This window comes from Mesorhizobium sp. P2_A8 (genome assembly GCF_056404935.1).
The window spans coordinates 470,691-487,521 of record NZ_JBFUDB010000003.1; the positions used below are offsets into that span (position 1 = coordinate 470,691).

Annotated in this window: 30 protein-coding genes; 15 read left to right on the top strand and 15 right to left on the bottom strand. The window is 61.1% G+C overall.

From position 1 onward, the window contains the following. The first annotated feature begins 272 nt into the window (after positions 1-272). From AC1D10_RS11770 to AC1D10_RS11785, 4 genes are all read left to right on the top strand, one after another. Positions 273-890: a DUF488 family protein, N3 subclade gene (locus AC1D10_RS11770; protein ID WP_477271762.1), complete on the top strand. Its 618-nt coding sequence runs from the start codon at positions 273-275 to the stop codon at positions 888-890. 315 nt (positions 891-1,205) lie between these two features. Continuing rightward, positions 1,206-1,811 carry a DUF6011 domain-containing protein gene (locus tag AC1D10_RS11775; protein WP_477271764.1) on the top strand — a complete coding sequence of 202 codons (606 nt, stop codon included), beginning with the start codon at positions 1,206-1,208 and terminating at the stop codon, positions 1,809-1,811. A 44-nt stretch (positions 1,812-1,855) separates the two neighbouring features. Beyond that, entirely contained in the window at positions 1,856-2,455 is a 600-nt protein-coding gene (locus AC1D10_RS11780) for a hypothetical protein (protein WP_477271766.1), read from the top strand. Then, positions 2,452-2,682, top strand: a complete 231-nt coding sequence (locus AC1D10_RS11785; protein ID WP_477271768.1) for a hypothetical protein — start codon at positions 2,452-2,454, stop codon at positions 2,680-2,682. Before AC1D10_RS11780 ends, AC1D10_RS11785 begins: the two co-directional genes overlap by 4 nt. A gap of 69 nt (positions 2,683-2,751) precedes the next feature. On the opposite strand, the gene AC1D10_RS11790 is transcribed toward AC1D10_RS11785, so the two are convergent. Continuing rightward, on the bottom strand, positions 2,752-4,056 hold the full coding sequence (locus tag AC1D10_RS11790) for a hypothetical protein (protein ID WP_477271770.1): 1,305 nt from the start codon (positions 4,054-4,056) through the stop codon (positions 2,752-2,754). A 251-nt stretch (positions 4,057-4,307) separates the two neighbouring features. Here AC1D10_RS11790 and AC1D10_RS11795 point away from each other — a divergent pair, with 251 nt between their 5' ends. Beyond that, complete coding sequence (locus AC1D10_RS11795; protein WP_477271772.1) at positions 4,308-4,826, top strand: ParB/RepB/Spo0J family partition protein; 519 nt, start codon at positions 4,308-4,310, stop codon at positions 4,824-4,826. Continuing rightward, positions 4,823-5,164, top strand: coding sequence for a hypothetical protein (locus AC1D10_RS11800; RefSeq protein WP_477271774.1), 342 nt, complete (start codon positions 4,823-4,825; stop codon positions 5,162-5,164). Before AC1D10_RS11795 ends, AC1D10_RS11800 begins: the two co-directional genes overlap by 4 nt. A gap of 342 nt (positions 5,165-5,506) precedes the next feature. Here the strand turns inward: AC1D10_RS11800 and AC1D10_RS11805 are convergent, their stop codons facing one another. From AC1D10_RS11805 to AC1D10_RS11870, 14 genes are all read right to left on the bottom strand, one after another. Beyond that, positions 5,507-6,040 carry a hypothetical protein gene (locus AC1D10_RS11805; protein WP_477271776.1) on the bottom strand — a complete coding sequence of 178 codons (534 nt, stop codon included), beginning with the start codon at positions 6,038-6,040 and terminating at the stop codon, positions 5,507-5,509. Between the two features lie 117 nt (positions 6,041-6,157). Next, a complete protein-coding gene (locus AC1D10_RS11810; protein ID WP_477271778.1) occupies positions 6,158-6,430 on the bottom strand; it encodes a hypothetical protein in 273 nt (90 codons plus the stop codon). A gap of 2 nt (positions 6,431-6,432) precedes the next feature. Beyond that, entirely contained in the window at positions 6,433-6,708 is a 276-nt protein-coding gene (locus tag AC1D10_RS11815) for a hypothetical protein (protein WP_457153329.1), read from the bottom strand. After that, a complete protein-coding gene (locus AC1D10_RS11820; RefSeq protein WP_477271780.1) occupies positions 6,705-6,905 on the bottom strand; it encodes a hypothetical protein in 201 nt (66 codons plus the stop codon). Before AC1D10_RS11820 ends, AC1D10_RS11815 begins: the two co-directional genes overlap by 4 nt. Further along, positions 6,902-7,465 carry a TRM11 family methyltransferase gene (locus tag AC1D10_RS11825; protein ID WP_477271782.1) on the bottom strand — a complete coding sequence of 188 codons (564 nt, stop codon included), beginning with the start codon at positions 7,463-7,465 and terminating at the stop codon, positions 6,902-6,904. Before AC1D10_RS11825 ends, AC1D10_RS11820 begins: the two co-directional genes overlap by 4 nt. Before the next feature lie 332 nt (positions 7,466-7,797). Beyond that, on the bottom strand, positions 7,798-8,010 hold the full coding sequence (locus AC1D10_RS11830; protein ID WP_477271784.1) for a hypothetical protein: 213 nt from the start codon (positions 8,008-8,010) through the stop codon (positions 7,798-7,800). Next, complete coding sequence (locus AC1D10_RS11835) at positions 8,007-8,357, bottom strand: hypothetical protein (protein ID WP_477271786.1); 351 nt, start codon at positions 8,355-8,357, stop codon at positions 8,007-8,009. The genes AC1D10_RS11830 and AC1D10_RS11835 overlap by 4 nt, the downstream gene beginning before the upstream one ends. A gap of 90 nt (positions 8,358-8,447) precedes the next feature. Continuing rightward, positions 8,448-8,765 carry a hypothetical protein gene (locus AC1D10_RS11840; protein ID WP_477271788.1) on the bottom strand — a complete coding sequence of 106 codons (318 nt, stop codon included), beginning with the start codon at positions 8,763-8,765 and terminating at the stop codon, positions 8,448-8,450. Continuing rightward, a complete protein-coding gene (locus AC1D10_RS11845) occupies positions 8,766-9,188 on the bottom strand; it encodes a hypothetical protein (RefSeq protein ID WP_477271790.1) in 423 nt (140 codons plus the stop codon). Beyond that, positions 9,181-9,870, bottom strand: coding sequence for a hypothetical protein (locus tag AC1D10_RS11850; protein ID WP_477271792.1), 690 nt, complete (start codon positions 9,868-9,870; stop codon positions 9,181-9,183). The genes AC1D10_RS11845 and AC1D10_RS11850 overlap by 8 nt, the downstream gene beginning before the upstream one ends. 5 nt (positions 9,871-9,875) lie before the next feature. After that, entirely contained in the window at positions 9,876-10,814 is a 939-nt protein-coding gene (locus AC1D10_RS11855) for a hypothetical protein (protein ID WP_477271794.1), read from the bottom strand. A 79-nt stretch (positions 10,815-10,893) separates the two neighbouring features. Continuing rightward, entirely contained in the window at positions 10,894-11,103 is a 210-nt protein-coding gene (locus tag AC1D10_RS11860; RefSeq protein ID WP_457153321.1) for a hypothetical protein, read from the bottom strand. Between the two features lie 109 nt (positions 11,104-11,212). After that, the gene (locus tag AC1D10_RS11865) at positions 11,213-11,764 is read right to left on the bottom strand and encodes a hypothetical protein (RefSeq protein WP_477271796.1); all 552 of its coding nucleotides are present in this window, start codon (positions 11,762-11,764) and stop codon (positions 11,213-11,215) included. Next, positions 11,733-11,969 (bottom strand): helix-turn-helix domain-containing protein, encoded by a 237-nt coding sequence (locus tag AC1D10_RS11870; protein WP_477271798.1) that lies wholly within the window; start codon positions 11,967-11,969, stop codon positions 11,733-11,735. The genes AC1D10_RS11865 and AC1D10_RS11870 overlap by 32 nt, the downstream gene beginning before the upstream one ends. Before the next feature lie 75 nt (positions 11,970-12,044). On the opposite strand from AC1D10_RS11870, the gene AC1D10_RS11875 reads away from it, so the two are divergent. The 9 genes from AC1D10_RS11875 to AC1D10_RS11915 all read left to right on the top strand — a co-directional run bounded on the left by AC1D10_RS11875 (position 12,045) and on the right by AC1D10_RS11915 (position 16,771). After that, on the top strand, positions 12,045-12,674 hold the full coding sequence (locus tag AC1D10_RS11875) for a helix-turn-helix domain-containing protein (protein WP_477271800.1): 630 nt from the start codon (positions 12,045-12,047) through the stop codon (positions 12,672-12,674). A gap of 353 nt (positions 12,675-13,027) precedes the next feature. After that, complete coding sequence (locus AC1D10_RS11880) at positions 13,028-14,068, top strand: hypothetical protein (RefSeq protein WP_477271802.1); 1,041 nt, start codon at positions 13,028-13,030, stop codon at positions 14,066-14,068. Next, positions 14,065-14,376 carry a primosomal protein N' family DNA-binding protein gene (locus AC1D10_RS11885; protein ID WP_477271804.1) on the top strand — a complete coding sequence of 104 codons (312 nt, stop codon included), beginning with the start codon at positions 14,065-14,067 and terminating at the stop codon, positions 14,374-14,376. The genes AC1D10_RS11880 and AC1D10_RS11885 overlap by 4 nt, the downstream gene beginning before the upstream one ends. Before the next feature lie 2 nt (positions 14,377-14,378). Then, positions 14,379-14,564, top strand: a complete 186-nt coding sequence (locus AC1D10_RS11890) for a hypothetical protein (RefSeq protein ID WP_477271806.1) — start codon at positions 14,379-14,381, stop codon at positions 14,562-14,564. Then, complete coding sequence (locus AC1D10_RS11895) at positions 14,561-15,700, top strand: hypothetical protein (RefSeq protein WP_477271808.1); 1,140 nt, start codon at positions 14,561-14,563, stop codon at positions 15,698-15,700. Before AC1D10_RS11890 ends, AC1D10_RS11895 begins: the two co-directional genes overlap by 4 nt. 1 nt (position 15,701) lies before the next feature. Then, complete coding sequence (locus AC1D10_RS11900; protein ID WP_477271810.1) at positions 15,702-16,115, top strand: hypothetical protein; 414 nt, start codon at positions 15,702-15,704, stop codon at positions 16,113-16,115. 29 nt (positions 16,116-16,144) lie between these two features. Next, positions 16,145-16,366 (top strand): hypothetical protein, encoded by a 222-nt coding sequence (locus tag AC1D10_RS11905; protein WP_477271812.1) that lies wholly within the window; start codon positions 16,145-16,147, stop codon positions 16,364-16,366. After that, the gene (locus AC1D10_RS11910) at positions 16,363-16,539 is read left to right on the top strand and encodes a hypothetical protein (RefSeq protein WP_477271814.1); all 177 of its coding nucleotides are present in this window, start codon (positions 16,363-16,365) and stop codon (positions 16,537-16,539) included. Before AC1D10_RS11905 ends, AC1D10_RS11910 begins: the two co-directional genes overlap by 4 nt. Next, positions 16,532-16,771 (top strand): hypothetical protein, encoded by a 240-nt coding sequence (locus AC1D10_RS11915; RefSeq protein WP_477271816.1) that lies wholly within the window; start codon positions 16,532-16,534, stop codon positions 16,769-16,771. Before AC1D10_RS11910 ends, AC1D10_RS11915 begins: the two co-directional genes overlap by 8 nt. The last annotated feature ends 60 nt before the right edge of the window (positions 16,772-16,831 follow it).

Sequence of the window (16,831 nt, forward strand, 5' to 3'; positions counted from 1 at the left end):
TCAGCAAATGGGTCGTCTGGCCCCGGGTCTACGACAGCGCGCCGCTGCGCCGGAAAATTCAAAGGCCGACCAGGTTGCCCTTGGTCGGCCTTGCTCTCAATCCCTACCACGGAATCGCGCTCGGAAGCGCCAGAGAGGTCTCAGACATAATGCAGATGTACGGCTGACTCAACGCACCAAAATGGTAACACACGTGTCATTTTGGTTGCTTCGGAAGTTCACCAAGTTTACATTTGGACCTGTCCAAAACCCCACCACAGAAAGAGTCGAAGATGCGCATTTTCACTTCATCCTGGTTCCATCCTCTCCCCGACACCATCCAGAAAATCGGGGTCAGTCGAGGCACACCGAGAGGCTACAAAGCAGGTTACCGAAAGATGCCCGAGCTGGCTCCAGGCGATTGGTTCAAGACCGCCAGCGACCGCGATTACAAGCAGCTCTATTTCGAGATCCTGGCCAAGCTCAGCCCCCGGCAGATCGTCGCCAAGATGGAAGACATCTCGGGCGGCAAGGATTGCGCCCTGCTCTGCTACGAGGCCCCGACGGACAACCAGTATTGCCATCGCGCCTACATCTCGGTGTGGCTGAAAGAACAGCTCGGACTCGAGGTGTTTGAATATGGCATGGAGACCCAGGGCTGCGCGTGGAGCCATCCCAAGCTGCCGGCGCAATACAGGCACCCGGCCACGCCGCCCGAACCCCTCCAGGTCTCTCCCTACCTGGGCGCCGAGGCGCCCGACGCTCAGGGCCGCATCTGGACGGTGATCGGCGTCGATCCGCAGCACATCGAACAGGCTCTCGTGCAGTCCGGCGACGACAAGCGCTCGATCTCCAGCGACGTCCTGCAGGCCCGGTTTCAGCCGGTCACTAGCCGCCTCAGAAGTGGATGAAAATAATCGGCTTTTCGTGGTCTTTCTACTTGTAACCAAGTTGGTTACAGTCTAAGTTATTGAAGTTACTTAGATATTCCTGCCACGGAGACCTCAACTGTTCGCAGTCAGCATCCACTACACCAACGGCACTTCCTCTTTCTACGGCAACCGCATGGCGCCAAGCCGCGCTGCAGCCGTCGCGGAGGTCAAGGCAATTCTCCGCTCTCTCGGGCTGCTCCGTGGCTGTGGCGTCAGGCAGATCGTCGCCACCGAGCTTTGATAAAGCGCCGCCTTCGGGCGGCGCTTTCTTTCCCCCTACCACGGAGACCGACCATGAACCTCGAAATCGAAGCCCTTCGCCAGTCCGCTTCCAAGCTGGCCGGCCGGGACGCGGAGTTCGCCGCTTCCCTTATCCATCAATACGACAGCCGCGCCCACCTCTCGGAGCGCCAGTGGCCGTGGGTGGCCACGCTCACCCAGCGGGCTCAAACGCCATCCGAGCCGGCGGCGCCGAAGGCGCAGGTAGGCGCAATGGACGGGCTGATCGCCCTGTTCGACACCGCGATCGCCAACAAGCTTAAGCATCCGAAGATCCGGTTCGACGTCGAAGGCGAAACCATCATTCTCGCGCTTGCCGGTGAGCGCTCCAGCCACGCCGGGCAGATCAACGTCACCTCGCCTGGCTCGTTCGAAAGCCGCGAATCGTATGGCCGCATCGACCGCAAGGGCGAGTTCACACGCTCCCGCCGGTCGCCAGGTCCAGACGCCTTGATTCCCGCGCTCTCGGCTCTGGCCGAGAACCCCTCGAAGGCCGGCGCCGCCCACGGCAAGCGGACCGGCAACTGCTGCTTCTGCGCAATCGAGCTCACCGACCCCCGCTCGATCGACGTCGGCTACGGGCCGGTGTGCGCCAAACGCTGGGGACTGGCGTGGGGTTGAACCCCGCGCCTTCCTCGAACCCAACCCTACCACGGAGAAAGACGATGACCTTGAACAAAGACGAACTGGCGGCCCTGCGCTCCTATGCCGACGAGCGTGGCCGCAAGTGGAAAGAGGCGCTGAGCCTGGATTGGTACAATGCCCGCCTGTCTGCCTGCGATGCGATGCCGAACCGCGGCTCGGTCCTTCATGGGCTGCGCAATGATCCGAGCTTCGGGCCGTCCGGACTCGAGAAGTTCCGTTTCCCGCCGGTGCGTACCGGCTTCGACGATGCGATCGACACGGCAGAGGAACGCGGGGACCGCGATCTGGCCCGGCGCATCAAGGACGAGCGCCGCATGTGCACTGCCTTGGTGGATGCCTGCTTGAAGCGCGCCTATGTGATCTCCGTCAGCGATGGCGAGGATTGGCCGGTAAAGCGCTCCACCGACAAGGCCGCCATCATGGCCGCGCTGTTCTCGACCGACGAGGACGTGATCGTCATCCGCAACGCAGCGGGCGACAAGCTCGGCTGGTTCCAGCTGATCTATGGGAACGACGGCTGGGACGTGGTCTCCGACTCCAGCGAGAACGAAGTCTGCAACGCCATCTGGAACGAGGTGCTGTCGCCCTTGTCCGACAAGATCGAAGGGGAAATGGCATGAACGCCGCCCGCTTCCACAACGCCCTGCGTATCCTGCTCAGCCTCGACGGCTACGACCTGATCAACGCGGGCGTAGTCGGCCAGAATTGGGGAACGCCGGAAGCGTCCGAGCGTGACCAGATGGGTGCTTTCCTTGAGGATCCTGCCCGCGAAGCGCTCCACATGCCGGACGCCAATTTCAACCGGCTCTTTGCGCTGGTCGAGAGCCGCCAGCCAACGTCTCTGTGAAGGGGGCAACAAATGTGTCGAATACGCCTGGTAGTGCGATTGCTGCCGCTCCGTCCATTGCAGTCTAAATTACGCACCGACTTGATCGATAAAGCTACCGTCTTCATTCTTTGCCACAACCGTGTCGTATAGACCGTAGTGAGACAGCCCCTTGTGGCTTTCGATGCCAGTGTAGCGGAGTGAAGCGTCCTCATAGCGTCGGAAGGCGAAGACGGCCTCGTTCATCCTCTCGGTGTTGAACACTCTTAGGCTCACGAGGAGATGGAAGTCATTTACTGTCAAGCCAGTCACGGCGAGGAACAGGTCCGGCTCCAGCCTGGTAATTACGTCCTGAAGCGTGTTTTCGCGGAAATCCGTCAGATACATGAAGGCAGGAATGCGCGTCGCAAATTTTATCAGTTTTTCCTGAACGAGCTTACGCTTGGATTTGTATTCCTTCTCCTCATCGCTGAGTTCTTTCTTTTCTTTCGCGGTTAAATCCTCGCCCTTCGCCTTGTTCTTGAGATCTTTGACCTTGTCGCTCTTGTTATTGATGGTCTCAATAATGTTGTCGCCAAGTGCGCGCCAGCCTTCGATGCGCCCGACTGCGGCCATTGCGTCGGGGTTGTCGAGAATTCGGCGCAGGGTGTCGTTGTCCACGTTGACGAGCAGCGCGGATTCCCATTTGCGGGCGAGCAGCGTCGCCGAGGTACCGGCCATCGCAAGGTCCAGGATGCTGCCCGCGTCAATCTGCATCATGTTGGCACCATCATAGGCCAGCACGGGTAGAAACGAGACAAGCTCCCGAACAGCATTCTCGGGGTTGGGCTCACCGGGCGAGAGGCCGAGGCCGTATTCCGACAATTGCCGCAGCGCGCGTGTTGGCGCGAAATCAAATACGCAGCAGACCGGCTTCAGCACCTCTTCTTCGTTGGGATTGTCACCATTGGGATTCTTGATCGACCACGGCGACTGCACCCGGAACGCGGCCTGGAAATAGGTTTCCGGGGATTTGAGGTTGCGCAGCATCAGGATCGACGACCACTGCGCCACCGTCACACCTGTCGTGAGCTTGCCGCAGGAAAGCGTGATCGTTTTCGAGTCGAAGCCGCTACCGACGGCCTGCCGAACCGGGGGCAAGGCATCGAGGCCGATCCCCGCCGATGTGCCTGCTGCAACGACAACCGTGTAACGCTGGCGACCGGCGAGTTCATCGAGGAACAGATATTCAACTGGACCTATACCGACGAGCAGCGCGCATGCTCCACGCGCTCGAACCAGATGCGTTTTCTGGAGCCGGCCTGCGGCAGCGGGAATTTTCTCCTCCCCATCCTGCAACGCAAGCTCGCCGCCGTGGAACTGAAATTCGGTAAGTCCGAGTTCGAGCGGCGGCATTACGATATTATCCGCCAACAACTCGATACCATAACAGCACATCAAGGCCAGCAGGGCGATTCGGCTTCGTGCCACTTTTCTCGGTGATCGGATGACTGCCTAGGCACCCATAACAGTCATTCAGTTGAGGTCAATCAAAGGCTGACCGGAACCCCGTGGGGGATATTTCTTAGTAACCCACTTGTAACCGGATTGGTTACAAACTAAGTTATTGTTGTTGCTAAGAAATTCCCTACCACGGAGACCCGACCATGAAAAAGCGTATCCCCCTCACCCAGGTTATCCCGAACCCAAATCAGCCCCGTCGTTTCTTCGACGCGGTCAAGCTCCAGGAGCTGGCCGAATCCATCCGCGAGCGCGGCCTGATCCAGGCCATCACGGTCCGGCCCGTCGGGGACGAAGGCCTCTACATGATCGTCGGCGGTGAGAGGCGCTGGCGCGCTCACCAGCTGATTGGCGCCGCCGACATTCTCTGCGAGGTCGTCAAGATCGACGACAATGAGATGGCGCTGCAAGCCATCGTCGAGAACCTGGCCCGGGCCGACATCAAAGCGCTGGAGGAAGCGCGCGCGTTCCAGGCGATGCTTGACCGCGGCTGGACGGTCGAGAAGCTGGCGAAGGATATCGGCGTGCAGCCGCAGCGCATCAAAGCCCGCACGGCGCTGCTCAATCTGGACGAGACGATTCAGAAGCTGGTCGACGCCAACCAGTTCCCGCTCGGCCATGCGATCTGGTCGACTTGCCCAAATCCGATCAGGTCAACATCGTGAAACTGTTCTCGAGCGGGAAGCTGAAAGATTGGTCGAGCATCAAGGCGGCGGCGCAATCCGTGCGCGACCGGATCGAGCAGGGCGGCATGTTCGACAATGAGAACCGGCCAGAGCCCACAAAAGACGACATGGCCGCGATCTCCCGCATGGAGAGGATGGCAGAGAAAATCGTCTCGGCGATCGCCTCGGGCTTCACGGAGGGCGAGTTCGTCGCCATGAAGACAGTCGACCCGAACCGGGCCGACAAGATGGCCGACACTCTGGCCGCAGCAGCGCGCACGTTACGGTCGATGGAGTCGCAGCTTCGTGGGGCTCACGCCCGCTCGATGCTGATGTAACAGCCTCGGCCTTTCTCCGTGGGGCTGAGGTGCCCGCCGCGATTGGTCCTCGCGGCGGGCGTTTCTTTGGGCGGTTATGCATTTTACGCACCCAGGGCCGAATTCGTTAGGGTGTGGCTACGGTCGTGCTACGTTGACTAGGGCCGCCGGCAAACTTTTCTCTCAATCCTGTAACGGATGGCTACTCGCGGCAGCCAGCGCCTTTAGGGCGCGTGACACTGAAAGAGGGAAAATGACTGACAAAAAGGATGATCCGCCGCCGCCGCCAAAGTCCGACCCACCACCGCCGCCACCAGATCAGACGGCTATAAAGAATGGCGACACTGGCAAATTTGAGAAGCGTTAAGGCGCCTGCCACCCTACTAACATAACCATCGCGGCGGCAGAAAACGCCGCGATGCCAAGTTTCTTTGCCACATTGAGATCGCCGGAGTTGAGCAGGTTGACTTTGCTATTCATGTTTTGAGCGGCCTGAGCGTACTCAAAATACACCGATAGCGCTGCCGTTTCTGTTATGTCGTCACGCATCGCCCATTGCCAGAAATTACCCGCTTTGCCAGGTAGGGAAATCTCGACGGGGCGCATCGCCTTCAAACAGTAAAAGCACCCGACGAAGAGGCAGAGTAACATCGAGCCAAGGGCAACAATGGGGTATATTTCATCTCCCCAAGCTTGCTTTGCGGCTCCCGCCGCAAGCCCCGATGAAACCGCTATTCCCAACGTCACATAAATTCGAAACAGCTCTAAGGCTTGCCTATCGGTGGCAAGGAGCAGCGTCAGCCACGCCACGTCTCTCCCTCTAGAGTCATCTAACATTGCCTTTATATCGATCTTCGCCCTAGGCGTCGTTTTCGTTGCTGATTTGGTGGTGCTCACGGCTTTTTCCACGATGCATCCTTTGCCAGTCCAAGTCTGTTGAGGTCGATGAGACCTATATTGGCCGCAAACGTATAATCGCATTTTTTGTCGAGCGTAGAAGCCCGCCAACGAGCGTCAGTCGCCGGCCTTCCCATCATACGTCCGATGGTCCCCGCGCTCGTCCTGGCCTGCCTCTGGCGGCACAGCGGCCGATTTCGCGACTTCCTTCGCCAACAGCCGGGCGCACCGCTCGCATTTGTCGACATCACCGGGATCCCGCAGCCAGCCGGCGGCGGCGTCCTGAGAGCCGCAGAGCGAGACGGCCAGGCCAACGCCGGGGCGCCGGAAGTAGTGCGCATTGCTGGCTGTTGGCGACTTGATCGCCCAACCCTCTCGGAAACTGGCCATGTCTATTTGTGCTCCACCGGGATCATCCGGCCCTTGCGGAAAAGGCGCTCGGCCGCGTCGCGGGCGCTGGTGATGGTTTCGCCATCGCGCCTCATATTTCCATTGAAGTAGCGCAGCAGGTTCTCGGTGACAGCCTTCCATGCCTCTGCCTCGGTCGGGAACAACATGGGCGTGCCTTTCGGGCCTAGCACCGGCTCGGCCTGGCCGTCCTCTGCGAAGCGCAGCATGGCATGGTGACCGCCGACGACCGGCGTTGTGAAGCCTGCGAAATGATTCACCGGCTCTCCTCCTCGACCATGCGCAAATAGTCGGCTGCGATAGCGTTCAGCATGGTCAGTTCCTCGTGCTTCTGCGAAATCTCGAAATCAGGTCGCTTGTTGCGACCGGTTCCGAAAGAGTTGAGCCATGTCTTCTTTGTGGCGATCATGGCGCGAACGGCATCGAGCTTGCTGCGTGCGGTGATTGGGCTGCTCAAGGCATGCTCTCCTGGGCGCTCGGCTGATAGTCCTTCCAATCGACGCGGCTGGTGACGGTGGGCCCAGCGTATTCGCCGACAAGGTTCTGCTCCCAGACGAACCAGGCCGTGTTCATACGGGAGTTGGCCTCGTTCCCGTCCCAGCCGTCGCGATGCATCATCGGCAGGCGCCGCGTGAAGATGTAGACGCGCGCCGGCTTGTTCTCGTCCATGGCAAAGTTGCGGTCGGGATCGTCGAAGCCGCAGAAGAAATTCAGGTTGAGCAGCAGCGCCATTTTCGCCGGCCGGTGCACGCGCAGCGCATGAGCGACGAAGGCGTTGAGCACCGAGCCGTAGGGCGGATTGGTGACGATGTCGTCACAGCCTTCCCCAGGCTCGCTGGTCAGGAAGTCCTGCACGTTCTGGCAGACGCCATGACGGTCGTGGGTGCCATAGTCGATCAGGTCGGACAGGACGACGTCATAGCCGGCGGCCTCCAGCATGCGCGAGATCGCGCCGCGTCCGCACGCCGGCTCCAGGATGCGGCCGCCGAACGTCTCCAGCGCCAGCAGCGTGTGCATGGCCTCGGGACAGGTCTGGTAGAGGTTATCCCCGCGCTCGGCGGCGCTGGCGCTGTCCGTGCCGATCGCTACGCGCAGGTTCGCCCGGCTCGGCTCGAGTCCGGCGGCGACGCGCCCGGCGATGGCGCGTTCGACGATACCAGGTTCGCGTTTCTCGGCGTCGGCCAGCTTGCGCGCGTCGTGGATTTCCTTCCGGGTCAGCCCAGCTTCCGCCGCAGTGAAACCGTTCTCGGAAGGAACGCTTTTCTTCGGTCGCCCTCCCTTGGACGCCTCGCCGGATTCCTGGGCGGCTGTCCACTCGCTGGCAATCGTGATCTTGGCACGGGCTTCGATCAGCAGGGCGTCACCCTGCAGCCGCCGCGCTTGGCGATCAGGTGCTCGCCGGCATGGAAGCGCGTGGCATAGCTCCCCGCAGCTTTGGCCTGGTCGTAGGCGCCGGCCGCGAGCATACGCGCCGCAGCGACGTCGCCGTCATCGAACAGCACCCGAGCCCGCTCGATGACCTGAGCGAGACCGGAGGCGTCAAAGGGGACGACTGCGTTCATTCGCGCACCAGCTGGGCCAAGGCGGCGCGGCAGGATGCGGCCAAGCGCTCATCGGCAGTGATGTCGCGCTCAGCCAAGGCCTTGGTCGTTTCGACGTGCCCGGCGATGGCGGCCATTTCTGCCTCGTGGCGTCTCTCCTCGGCCTTGCGGTCGACCTCGAGCTCTTCGAGACTGCGCTTCATGCGCTTGGTGGTGTCGGCGATGCGCTGCTCGTATTTCGCGACGCCCTTGCGGTGGACGGTGGCGATGCGCTCCCGCTCCATCTCCGGCTCTACCGCCGCGAGCGGCGTGGCATTATCCAGCTCGACATCGATGTGCTTGGCGAAATCGTGGTCGATTGCGTTCATGTCAGAAAAACCTCATGCGAAGGCCGCGACACGACACGCGCGGGATTGCCCGTGCGCGAAGACGGCGAATGAAACGGGAGAGTTTGGCGGTCATTGCGCTTGGTCGCCGTATTGCTCGGCGACGACGGCGCCGATCACCTCCTCGACCCAATCTTCCCGCCACCAGGGCGTCTTTCGGAAGGTCGGAAGGTTGGCAGTGGCAGAGCCGTAGCCGCGATAGCCGCAGCACTTGGCGATCCCCATGCGCCGCGCGTCGGGAAACGCCTCGAGCAGCGCCGCGAAGGCGATATGCCTTCCCCTCGAGTCCCTCTGCGCCACCTGACCAAGCGCAGTCAGGACAGGGTTCGTGCCGCTCAGCCGGCAAGCCGTGACGATCGCCAGCGCGATCTGATCTGCGGTCGGGAACATTCAGATGATTCCTGCGGCGAAGCGGTCGGCTTCCCGATCAGCTTGGCCTCGAAGCCGCGCGATCAGCTCGGCGTGCGACCAGACGGTTGACCTGAGCGCCACGGCCTGGGCCATGAGCACGCTGTTGAGCGTGTCGAGACTTGCCCGGTACCAGTGCTGCCCGAGATGGCAGTTCGCCAGGGACCGTTCGGCGCCAAGCACGATGGTGCGCGCCACCAGGAGCCCCGGCGTCCAGACGACGTGCGCGAAATGAAGCCTCTCCCACCGGCCTGCCTGGAGCTGCGGAAGGTGGCCCTCGATGTTCTCGGCCGTTGCCAGCCGGAAAACCCCCAAATCGGCGTCAAAGCCTACGGCACAGACCGCGGCATAGCCGACGTTCTTTCTGCGCTGCACGAGATGGCGCGGCATGGCGATATCAAGCATTTTCTTGCGCCTCCCGCCGGCGTTGTTTTTCCTCGCGCTTGCGATCCTTGCGCCGCTGCTCGATCTCTCGAATGTTCAGGCGCCGGAAACTCCGGCTGGTGCGGACCAGGCCGAATTCCTGCTCGATGCCGGCGAGGATCTGGCCCAGCACCCGGCTCTTGACGTCGTGCAGCGACTGCCTAGACATCATGTCGACGCGGTGCTTGTCCCAAACGCGGGTGCAGAACTCGGCACCATGGCCGCCGGCGTGAGCCAGGAAGGTGCGCTTGTAGCGCTGTGCGTCTTGGCCTTGCCGTCCTGCCCGCACGAACCGGAGCAGGTCCATGATGTCGACCATCCGGTCGGCAGCGGATTCGTGAACCACGATCCGGACCTCGGTCGTGTCGTACTGCGGCATACCGTCGGTCATGCGAGACAGCTCGCGCACATAGGCTTGATGCTCGGTCTCTCGCGACGACGGCATGGCCGATCCGACCTTGGAGACCATGCGGCGCTCGGCGTCGGGCATATTGCGCGCCGTGTTGACGGCGTCCGCGAACAGGATCCAGAGCAGGTCGCGCGCCGTGGGCAGACCCTTTTTGTTGGCCACGAAGAAAATCTCCTCGGCATGGCGCATGTGCTCGATAAAGCGGTCGATCCTCTTATCCAGGTCGGCCGGGGTGTCGAGAAAAAGACGCTTCATTCCAATCAACCTCGATCTGCCGACGCAGCCGTTCCGGTTCCAGATGTTGCCAAATTGGCAATACTATTGGCAAGCGAAAGGTCGGCCGGCCACCGTGTTTTCCGCTTCATAAATTTGTGTTTGACCGCGCTCTGCACGCCCGCTTCGCCGTACTCCCGGCGGATCGATCCCAGCCATTCCCGCCACTCGGGACGATCGGGCGTGATGTAGAAATTCCCGTCGCTGTCGAGGGGCGGTGCGCCATCGAACTCGACCCACAGCCGGTCGCGAAGGAACAGGATCATGCGGGCGGGCTTGTTCCGGTGGACCATCGCTTTCCGGTAGGCCTCTGCCGCGCCCAGGACCTTGGCCCTGACGACCGGCTCCAGCTTGCAGAACAGCTTTGCCGCTACCTCCCGGTTGTCTGGACGGCACTGCTCCGGCCATGAGGACCAAAAAATATCAAAATCCTTCCTGCCCTCCTCCCCCTTGGGGGTTAGGGGGGAAGATTCAGTTATTGTTTTAGTAAGTCCTTTGTATGTGTCGCATTTCCCGTTAACCGGTGGACCAGTTACCGGATTTTCAGGAAGCGGCGATGCCGCTTCCTGGTTTTCAGGACACGGCCCGACCGCTTCCTGATTTTCAGGACGTGGCAGCGGCAGGCTCTCGGGCACAGCATCATCGTGGACGGTGTAGTTATAGGCGCCGAAGCGGCCGTCTGAACTCTTGGTCTGCTCGCGCTTGAGATAGCCGATATCCTCCAGCTTCTGGAGGATCCGATAGACCTTGTCGCGGCCGATGCCGCCTTCGTTCTGGAGGTTCTTCACCGACACGTTCCAGTCGTGCGGCTTCGCCAGCAGGTAGACCAGCACGCCACGCTCCTCGAACGTCAGGCTGTCATCACTGGCGACAGCGTTCGGGATAATAGCATACTGGTCCGCCCGCTTGCGGGTAATGATCGTCATGATGTCGCTCTCTCAACTGCGAGGAGCGGCAATCCTACAAGCTACAAATGGTATTGCCGTTCAGTGTCTTTAGTTCAGCCTATCCGATCGACGACAACACCGCCGATAGGATTTGATTAGTCATGCCGGGGCCGACAGTGTCTGCCAGATATGCCGCTGCCGCCACCAGATGCACCTTTGCAGCATGCTCTGCAGCGGCTGCTCCGATACTTCTGGCCGTCATGCAAAATCCGGCCATCACGGCTTTAACTTCGCCGTCTACCGTCGGCCCCACGTCAGTCTGCTTCATTTTAGTTAAATCCTCCGGAATGTTTCAGGCTGAAACATTGCGTGGCTGACATAAGACCAAGTTATTGCCCGAGGAAATCAAGTCTCCGAGTACAGGCGGCGTGGCATAGCTAGCCCTGCTCCCTGGTCCTAGCGACCACGGCCAAAGGATCGTTGGCCGGTTCCAGCGTGGAACCTGCCTTCTGGCAAAGTCGGTTGTAACGGCCGAGAAGATCGAAGATGGCCTTGCCGCGCCAGTTGGACGCGTCGCCATACCAGGCTGCCCGCACGCGCCAGTGGCCGCGCGGGTAGCCGAGATTGTCACAGGCAGCGTTGATCTGGGCCTTGATGCCCATGCCTGGCTTGATAGGTCCGGCGGCCTTGAAGACCACCTGTTGTAGCTCTGCAGCAATGTCTTGCATCGATTCCTCACAAAAAACAGGAGAAGGAACGACGACCAGTCGGGTTTCTCGGATGCCCTGTCGGACACCTCCAACAATTTCCGCGCCATTGTCGCCACCTGTGTAAGGGGGCTGCGAATGACGAGTGACGATGATACCTGGACACCGTTCGGTGTCGCGGCTTGGGGTGTTGTTGAACGCGCCGACCGACTTCGGACGGAACGAGGAACCTTGTTGATCGTACCTCGGGTCAAGCCGAAGCCTGTCGCTTCGCAACGACATCAGCAGCCTCCTTGCCCAACCAGTCACTTGCCGTCACCTCACCGTCGGTCATAAGGACGATGCGATCGAGGAAGGGCTGCTTCGGCATCCGCCCTTCCTCATAGCGAGTGATCGACAGCCGCGTGCAGCCGATCTTAACACCGACGTACACAGCACTCAGATTGCGCTCTTCGCGCCACTTCTTCAGGGGATGAACATTTTCCATGGGCGGGTTTTGGCACCATTCTGGTTACAAGTCAATGATTGTAACCGATCTGGCACAGTTTCGCCGTGAATTGTTTTGCGCTACCGCGTTGATATGAGGAACGGAATAAAATTTTTCCGCGAGAAAGCCGGGCTCAGCAAGGCCGAACTCGCGCGTCGCGTTGGCACCACAAGGCCGCAGATGGGCCGCCTCGAGGAAGAGGAAGATGAAGGCTCCAAGAGCCGAAAGCTCACTTTGAAGTGGGCACAGCGGATCGCGCCTCACCTGAATTGCAGGCCGGAAGAGCTTATGTTCCCGGAGCTTGCGCGGATTGATACGACCCGCTTCAACCACGTCTTCGAGATATCCAGCGGCAAAAACCGCCCGGAATCTCCAGGACTCATCCTCGAGCCCGATTTTTTGAGTCGGATGCTGCCAAACTCATCGGGACACAACCTGCGGTTCATGATGGTCGACACCTACCAGGCCAACGGCGTTGTTGCCAAAGGGGATGCGCTTGTCATCGATATAGATGACAACCTCCCCAATCGCCCCGGTCTCTACGCGCTCGATATCGCCGGCGCGGTGCAATGGCGCTACCTTTCGCCCACAACGGCAGGCACCGTCCAGGTCCATAGCGACAACCCGGCGGCGACCAATGAAACCGTCAATCCAGCGGAATTGAAGGTCATTGGCCGGGCCAGGCTGAGAATATCCACACTCTGATCTGATTTTTTTTGCGTAGAGAGTAACCATTTCGGCACTACCTCTTGCAATCCGTACCAAATTGGTTACGATCACTTCACGCAGAAGGATCGCTAGACCGATGGCCCAGTTTCCCCTGGTTGTATTTTTCCATCATGGCTCGCGGTCTGGTGTCGAGTATCTGCGTGTTCCCGGCCGGGCTGGTGGAAACCAGATCCCACACCTCCAGCGCCAGTTCGGCCGGGTCCTCCCAACATAGGCAGCAGACAGCACCCACGACCGCTTCGTCGTGCCCTTTGTGTTGCCAAAATGGTTACACGTGAAACAGAAAGAGCGCCCAAATGGCAAATCAATATGACTGGTGGAGGCAGGCCTTGAAGCTTGCCGGCGGCGAGTATCGCGAGTTGACGCGCGAACAGCTGCTCTTGCTCGGCCCCTCCGCTGATACCCCGGAGTCAGGATTTTTCAGGAACCGTCCGTTCAAGGACGCGCCGCTGGTGCCCGTCGCCATATGGCGCGACCCGTCGGGCAACACGATCTGCCTGCAGAACGGCGAGGAAGCCGAGGCGGACAAGGTCTGGAACTATGCTTGCCGCAACCCGATCACGGAAGCGCTCTATCACTCGGTCCTGGCCGGCGGCGCATGGCCGGATGAGCCACCAGCGGTTTCGAAAGAACACAACCTTCCTGCCAAGACCGGCGATCTGCACGCCGACCTGAAAGCCGAACTCTTGGCCGAGAAGGAAACGGTGGAAGGGTTCCTCAAGAAGGCGATCACCACTCAGCAGCAGGCCGATCAGGCGGGGGTTTGGGCGAAGCGTCTCGCTGGGATCGCCACGAAGGCGGATGAACAGTTCAACGTCGAAAAACGTCCATGGCTCGATGGCGGCAACGCGGTCGACGACAAATGGCGCGATCTGCGCACCGATTCCAAGGAACTCGCCAAAAAGCTGAAAAAGCACGGCGAGGCATGGCTCAAGGAACTCGATCGGCAGGAGACCATTCGCCAACAGGAGGCGCGCGCAACGGCAGACCGCATCAAGCGAGAAGCCGAGGACGCGCAGCGCGCAGCCGATGCGGCAAAAGTGGCTGTTGAGCAGGCCCCATCGACCGGCGTGGCCTCGTCGTTCAGTGCGGAGGCAGAACGCGAGGCCGACCGGCTGGCGCAGCGCGTAGCAGATGCCGAGCGCGATGCGCAGGCCCGCCCCGTGTTTGCCGGCCGGACCGGCGCGAAGGTGTCCCTCCACACCTACTGGATCGCGAACATCACCGACTACGACGCACTGGTCCTGGCCGTGAAAGACGATCCCGAGGTTCGTCAGGCGGTCGAGAAGGTCGCAGCGCGCTTCGCTCGCAACAAAGACGCCATCCTGCCAGCCGGCATGGAGCGCATTCCTGACAAGAGGGCAGCATGACCGACCAAAAGATCGTCGCCGTGAAATTCGGCGAGAGCGACCGCCTGTATGACTATTTCGCCGGCGCCTTCGACGTCGCAGTCGGCCAGCGCGTCATGATCCCTATGCGCGGCCGCGAGGTCTCGGTGCAGGTCGCGGAGATCAAGACACACTCCGAACTGGCCAAGGTCGAGATCCTGGGCATTGACGTGCGCACCGACGAACAGCGCGCCGCCAAGCATGCGAACGGCGTGCACCAGTGGTCGCCCGACGGCACGCTGCTGGACGAGAACGGCAACCGGTCGATCTTCGACGACGTGGACAAATAGCCATGAGCTGGGTCCGCCTCGCCATCATCATCCTCTGGCTACCGGTGATGATCTTCGCCTTCGTCTCGACGCTGCTGCGCGAGGTCCGACGGGCCTGCTGGTACGCATGGAACGACATGCGGATCGAACACGACGCAATGCGCCACACGTGGCGCGCCAACCGCTTCAACCCCGAGGATTGGAAATGAACGAACGGGCACAGGTACCGGCACTAATGGTGGGCGGCGCGATAAGCGCCATCATTCCCCAATCGATCGAAGAGACCTGGAGGCTCTCGACAATGATCGTTGAGGCGGGGTTGGCGCCACAGGCTCTTGTCGGCAGAGAACCGGGCGAAGGCGCAGACAACGACGCCTGGAACCGCTGGGGCAAGAAGGGCACGAGCGCGGTCGCAATCGTCATCATGTCCGGCGCCGAACTCGGCCTGCCGCCCATGGTGGCGCTTCGGTCCTTTACCGTCATCGGCGGCAAGCCGGCGCTGTATGGCGATGGCCTGATCAACGTCGTTCGCCGGTCCGGCAGGGCGAAATCGCTGGAACTCGGATATCTCCGCAACGCTTCGAAGGAAGCGCTCCTGCGGCTCGGCCTGACTGAGGATCAGGTGGCCGAGATGAACACTCTCGACGAGCGCACCATCGGCTGGTGCAAGGCCGTGCGTGCCGACACCGGCGAAACGAAACTCGAAGTCTATTCGGTGGCTGACGCCAAGCAGGCCGGCCTTTGGGACGATCGCCCCACGCGGCGCGGCAAGGTGTGGAAGAACGCCAAGCAGGAGTGGGGCGATGTCCCTAACGACGCGCCCTGGTTTCGGCACCCGAAGCGCATGAAGCAGTGGCGATCGGCCGGCTTCTGCCTTCGAGAACTTTTCGGCGACGTCCTTGGCGGCATCCGCGATGAGTTCGAGGCACGCGAAGTCGCCGGCGAGCTGATCGAGCACGACGACGAACCCGCACCCACGGCGAGGCTCACCCCACCATCGCCGCCGAAGCCGCCGAGCCCGGATGCGCCGACCGACATCGACACGATTCCCGACAACGGCTTCGACAGGGATATGGCTGGCGAGCACGACGGCGCGGAAGCTGCCGAGGAGGAGGAGCAGAAACAGGCCTCCGACTACGGCGAAGGCAAAGCCTTCAATTTCGGCAAATTCTTCGAGGACTTCCAGCTTGCGCTTGCCGGCGCGCGATCCGCGGTGGCCGTGGAAGAGGTCTGGACCGAGTTCGACGTGGCGGCGCGGTTCCAGAACGACGAGAGCAGCCGCCAACTGGCCGACCGAATCAAAGCGCGGAGGCTGTCTGCGCTCAACCCGCCGAGTGCAGGCTGACATGGCCGGTCGGATCGCAATCCTTCCAGACCACGGCGCCCAGGTGCTCGGGCCGCCAGTGAAGTGGCGCCCGCGCTCCCTGACGATCAAGGAGAAGCTTGAGATCGTCGTTCGACAGGGCGGCAAGGAACCAGGTGGCGCGCGGCTCAATCCGCTCGACGGCGTCCAGTTCGACCACGATCCGGCGCTGCAGCGGCGGCGCTGGTGTGAAGAGACCAGCGACACGATACCGCCGTCCTGCGCGCTCGAGTTCATCGTGGCCCTCAACAAGCCGACCCACGGCACCAAGACGGCAAAGGTCGACGCTCCCGAGATCGCCAAGCTCAAACGCCTGGAAGGCCGCACCGGGCAGAAAAAGCGGAAGCATAAATGGCCGGTGCGTCCGGTCCAGAATGGCAAGCGGGGATTCCGATAACCCGCTCCAGCTACAGCGAGATGGCCGTCATGGCCGGCTTCGTGTTCATCATCGACAACTGCCGACCGGGCGCGATGAGCGTCACCAACGACGCCGAGAACGTCGTGCAGGAATGCCTCAGCCGCTACGGCGAGCGCCGCATTATCTACCGCGACAGCGAGGGCGAGTGGGCAGAGCTGCTGCACACCGGCATCCAGTTTCGAGGCCTCGCACCCTACACCGACCGCACGCCCGACGAGGAGGCAGCATGACGCCGATCGAGTTTGCCCAACGCTGCACAAGGATTGCAGCAAAAGCGCCCGGATGGGCCGCCGACATTCTCGATACCAGCAACGAAACCCCGGCTCGTCGCGAAGATATCGAACGCTTCATCGCCGACATGCGAGCCCGCTTAAATTTCATGGAGGAAAAACTAAATGGCTGACCAAGTATCGCACCCCCCGCGCATTTCCGACCTACAGGCCCGGATCGCCCAGGCTCAGACGCAGGCGAAAATGGATCTGCTGGAGCGCGCCAACGAGATACTGACCCTCCAGCTCACGGCGATATTTGACGGCATCGGCCGCAATGAACAGGTCGAGCTGGTCTACCCGAATGGTGAACTGGTGCTGATCACCAAGGCACGACCGCGCAAAGCTGGCGACGGTGGCGAGTGACGTGATGGACAGAGAAATTGGACATGTCCAAACTGAACTTGATCCGCGAGACGGGGCGCT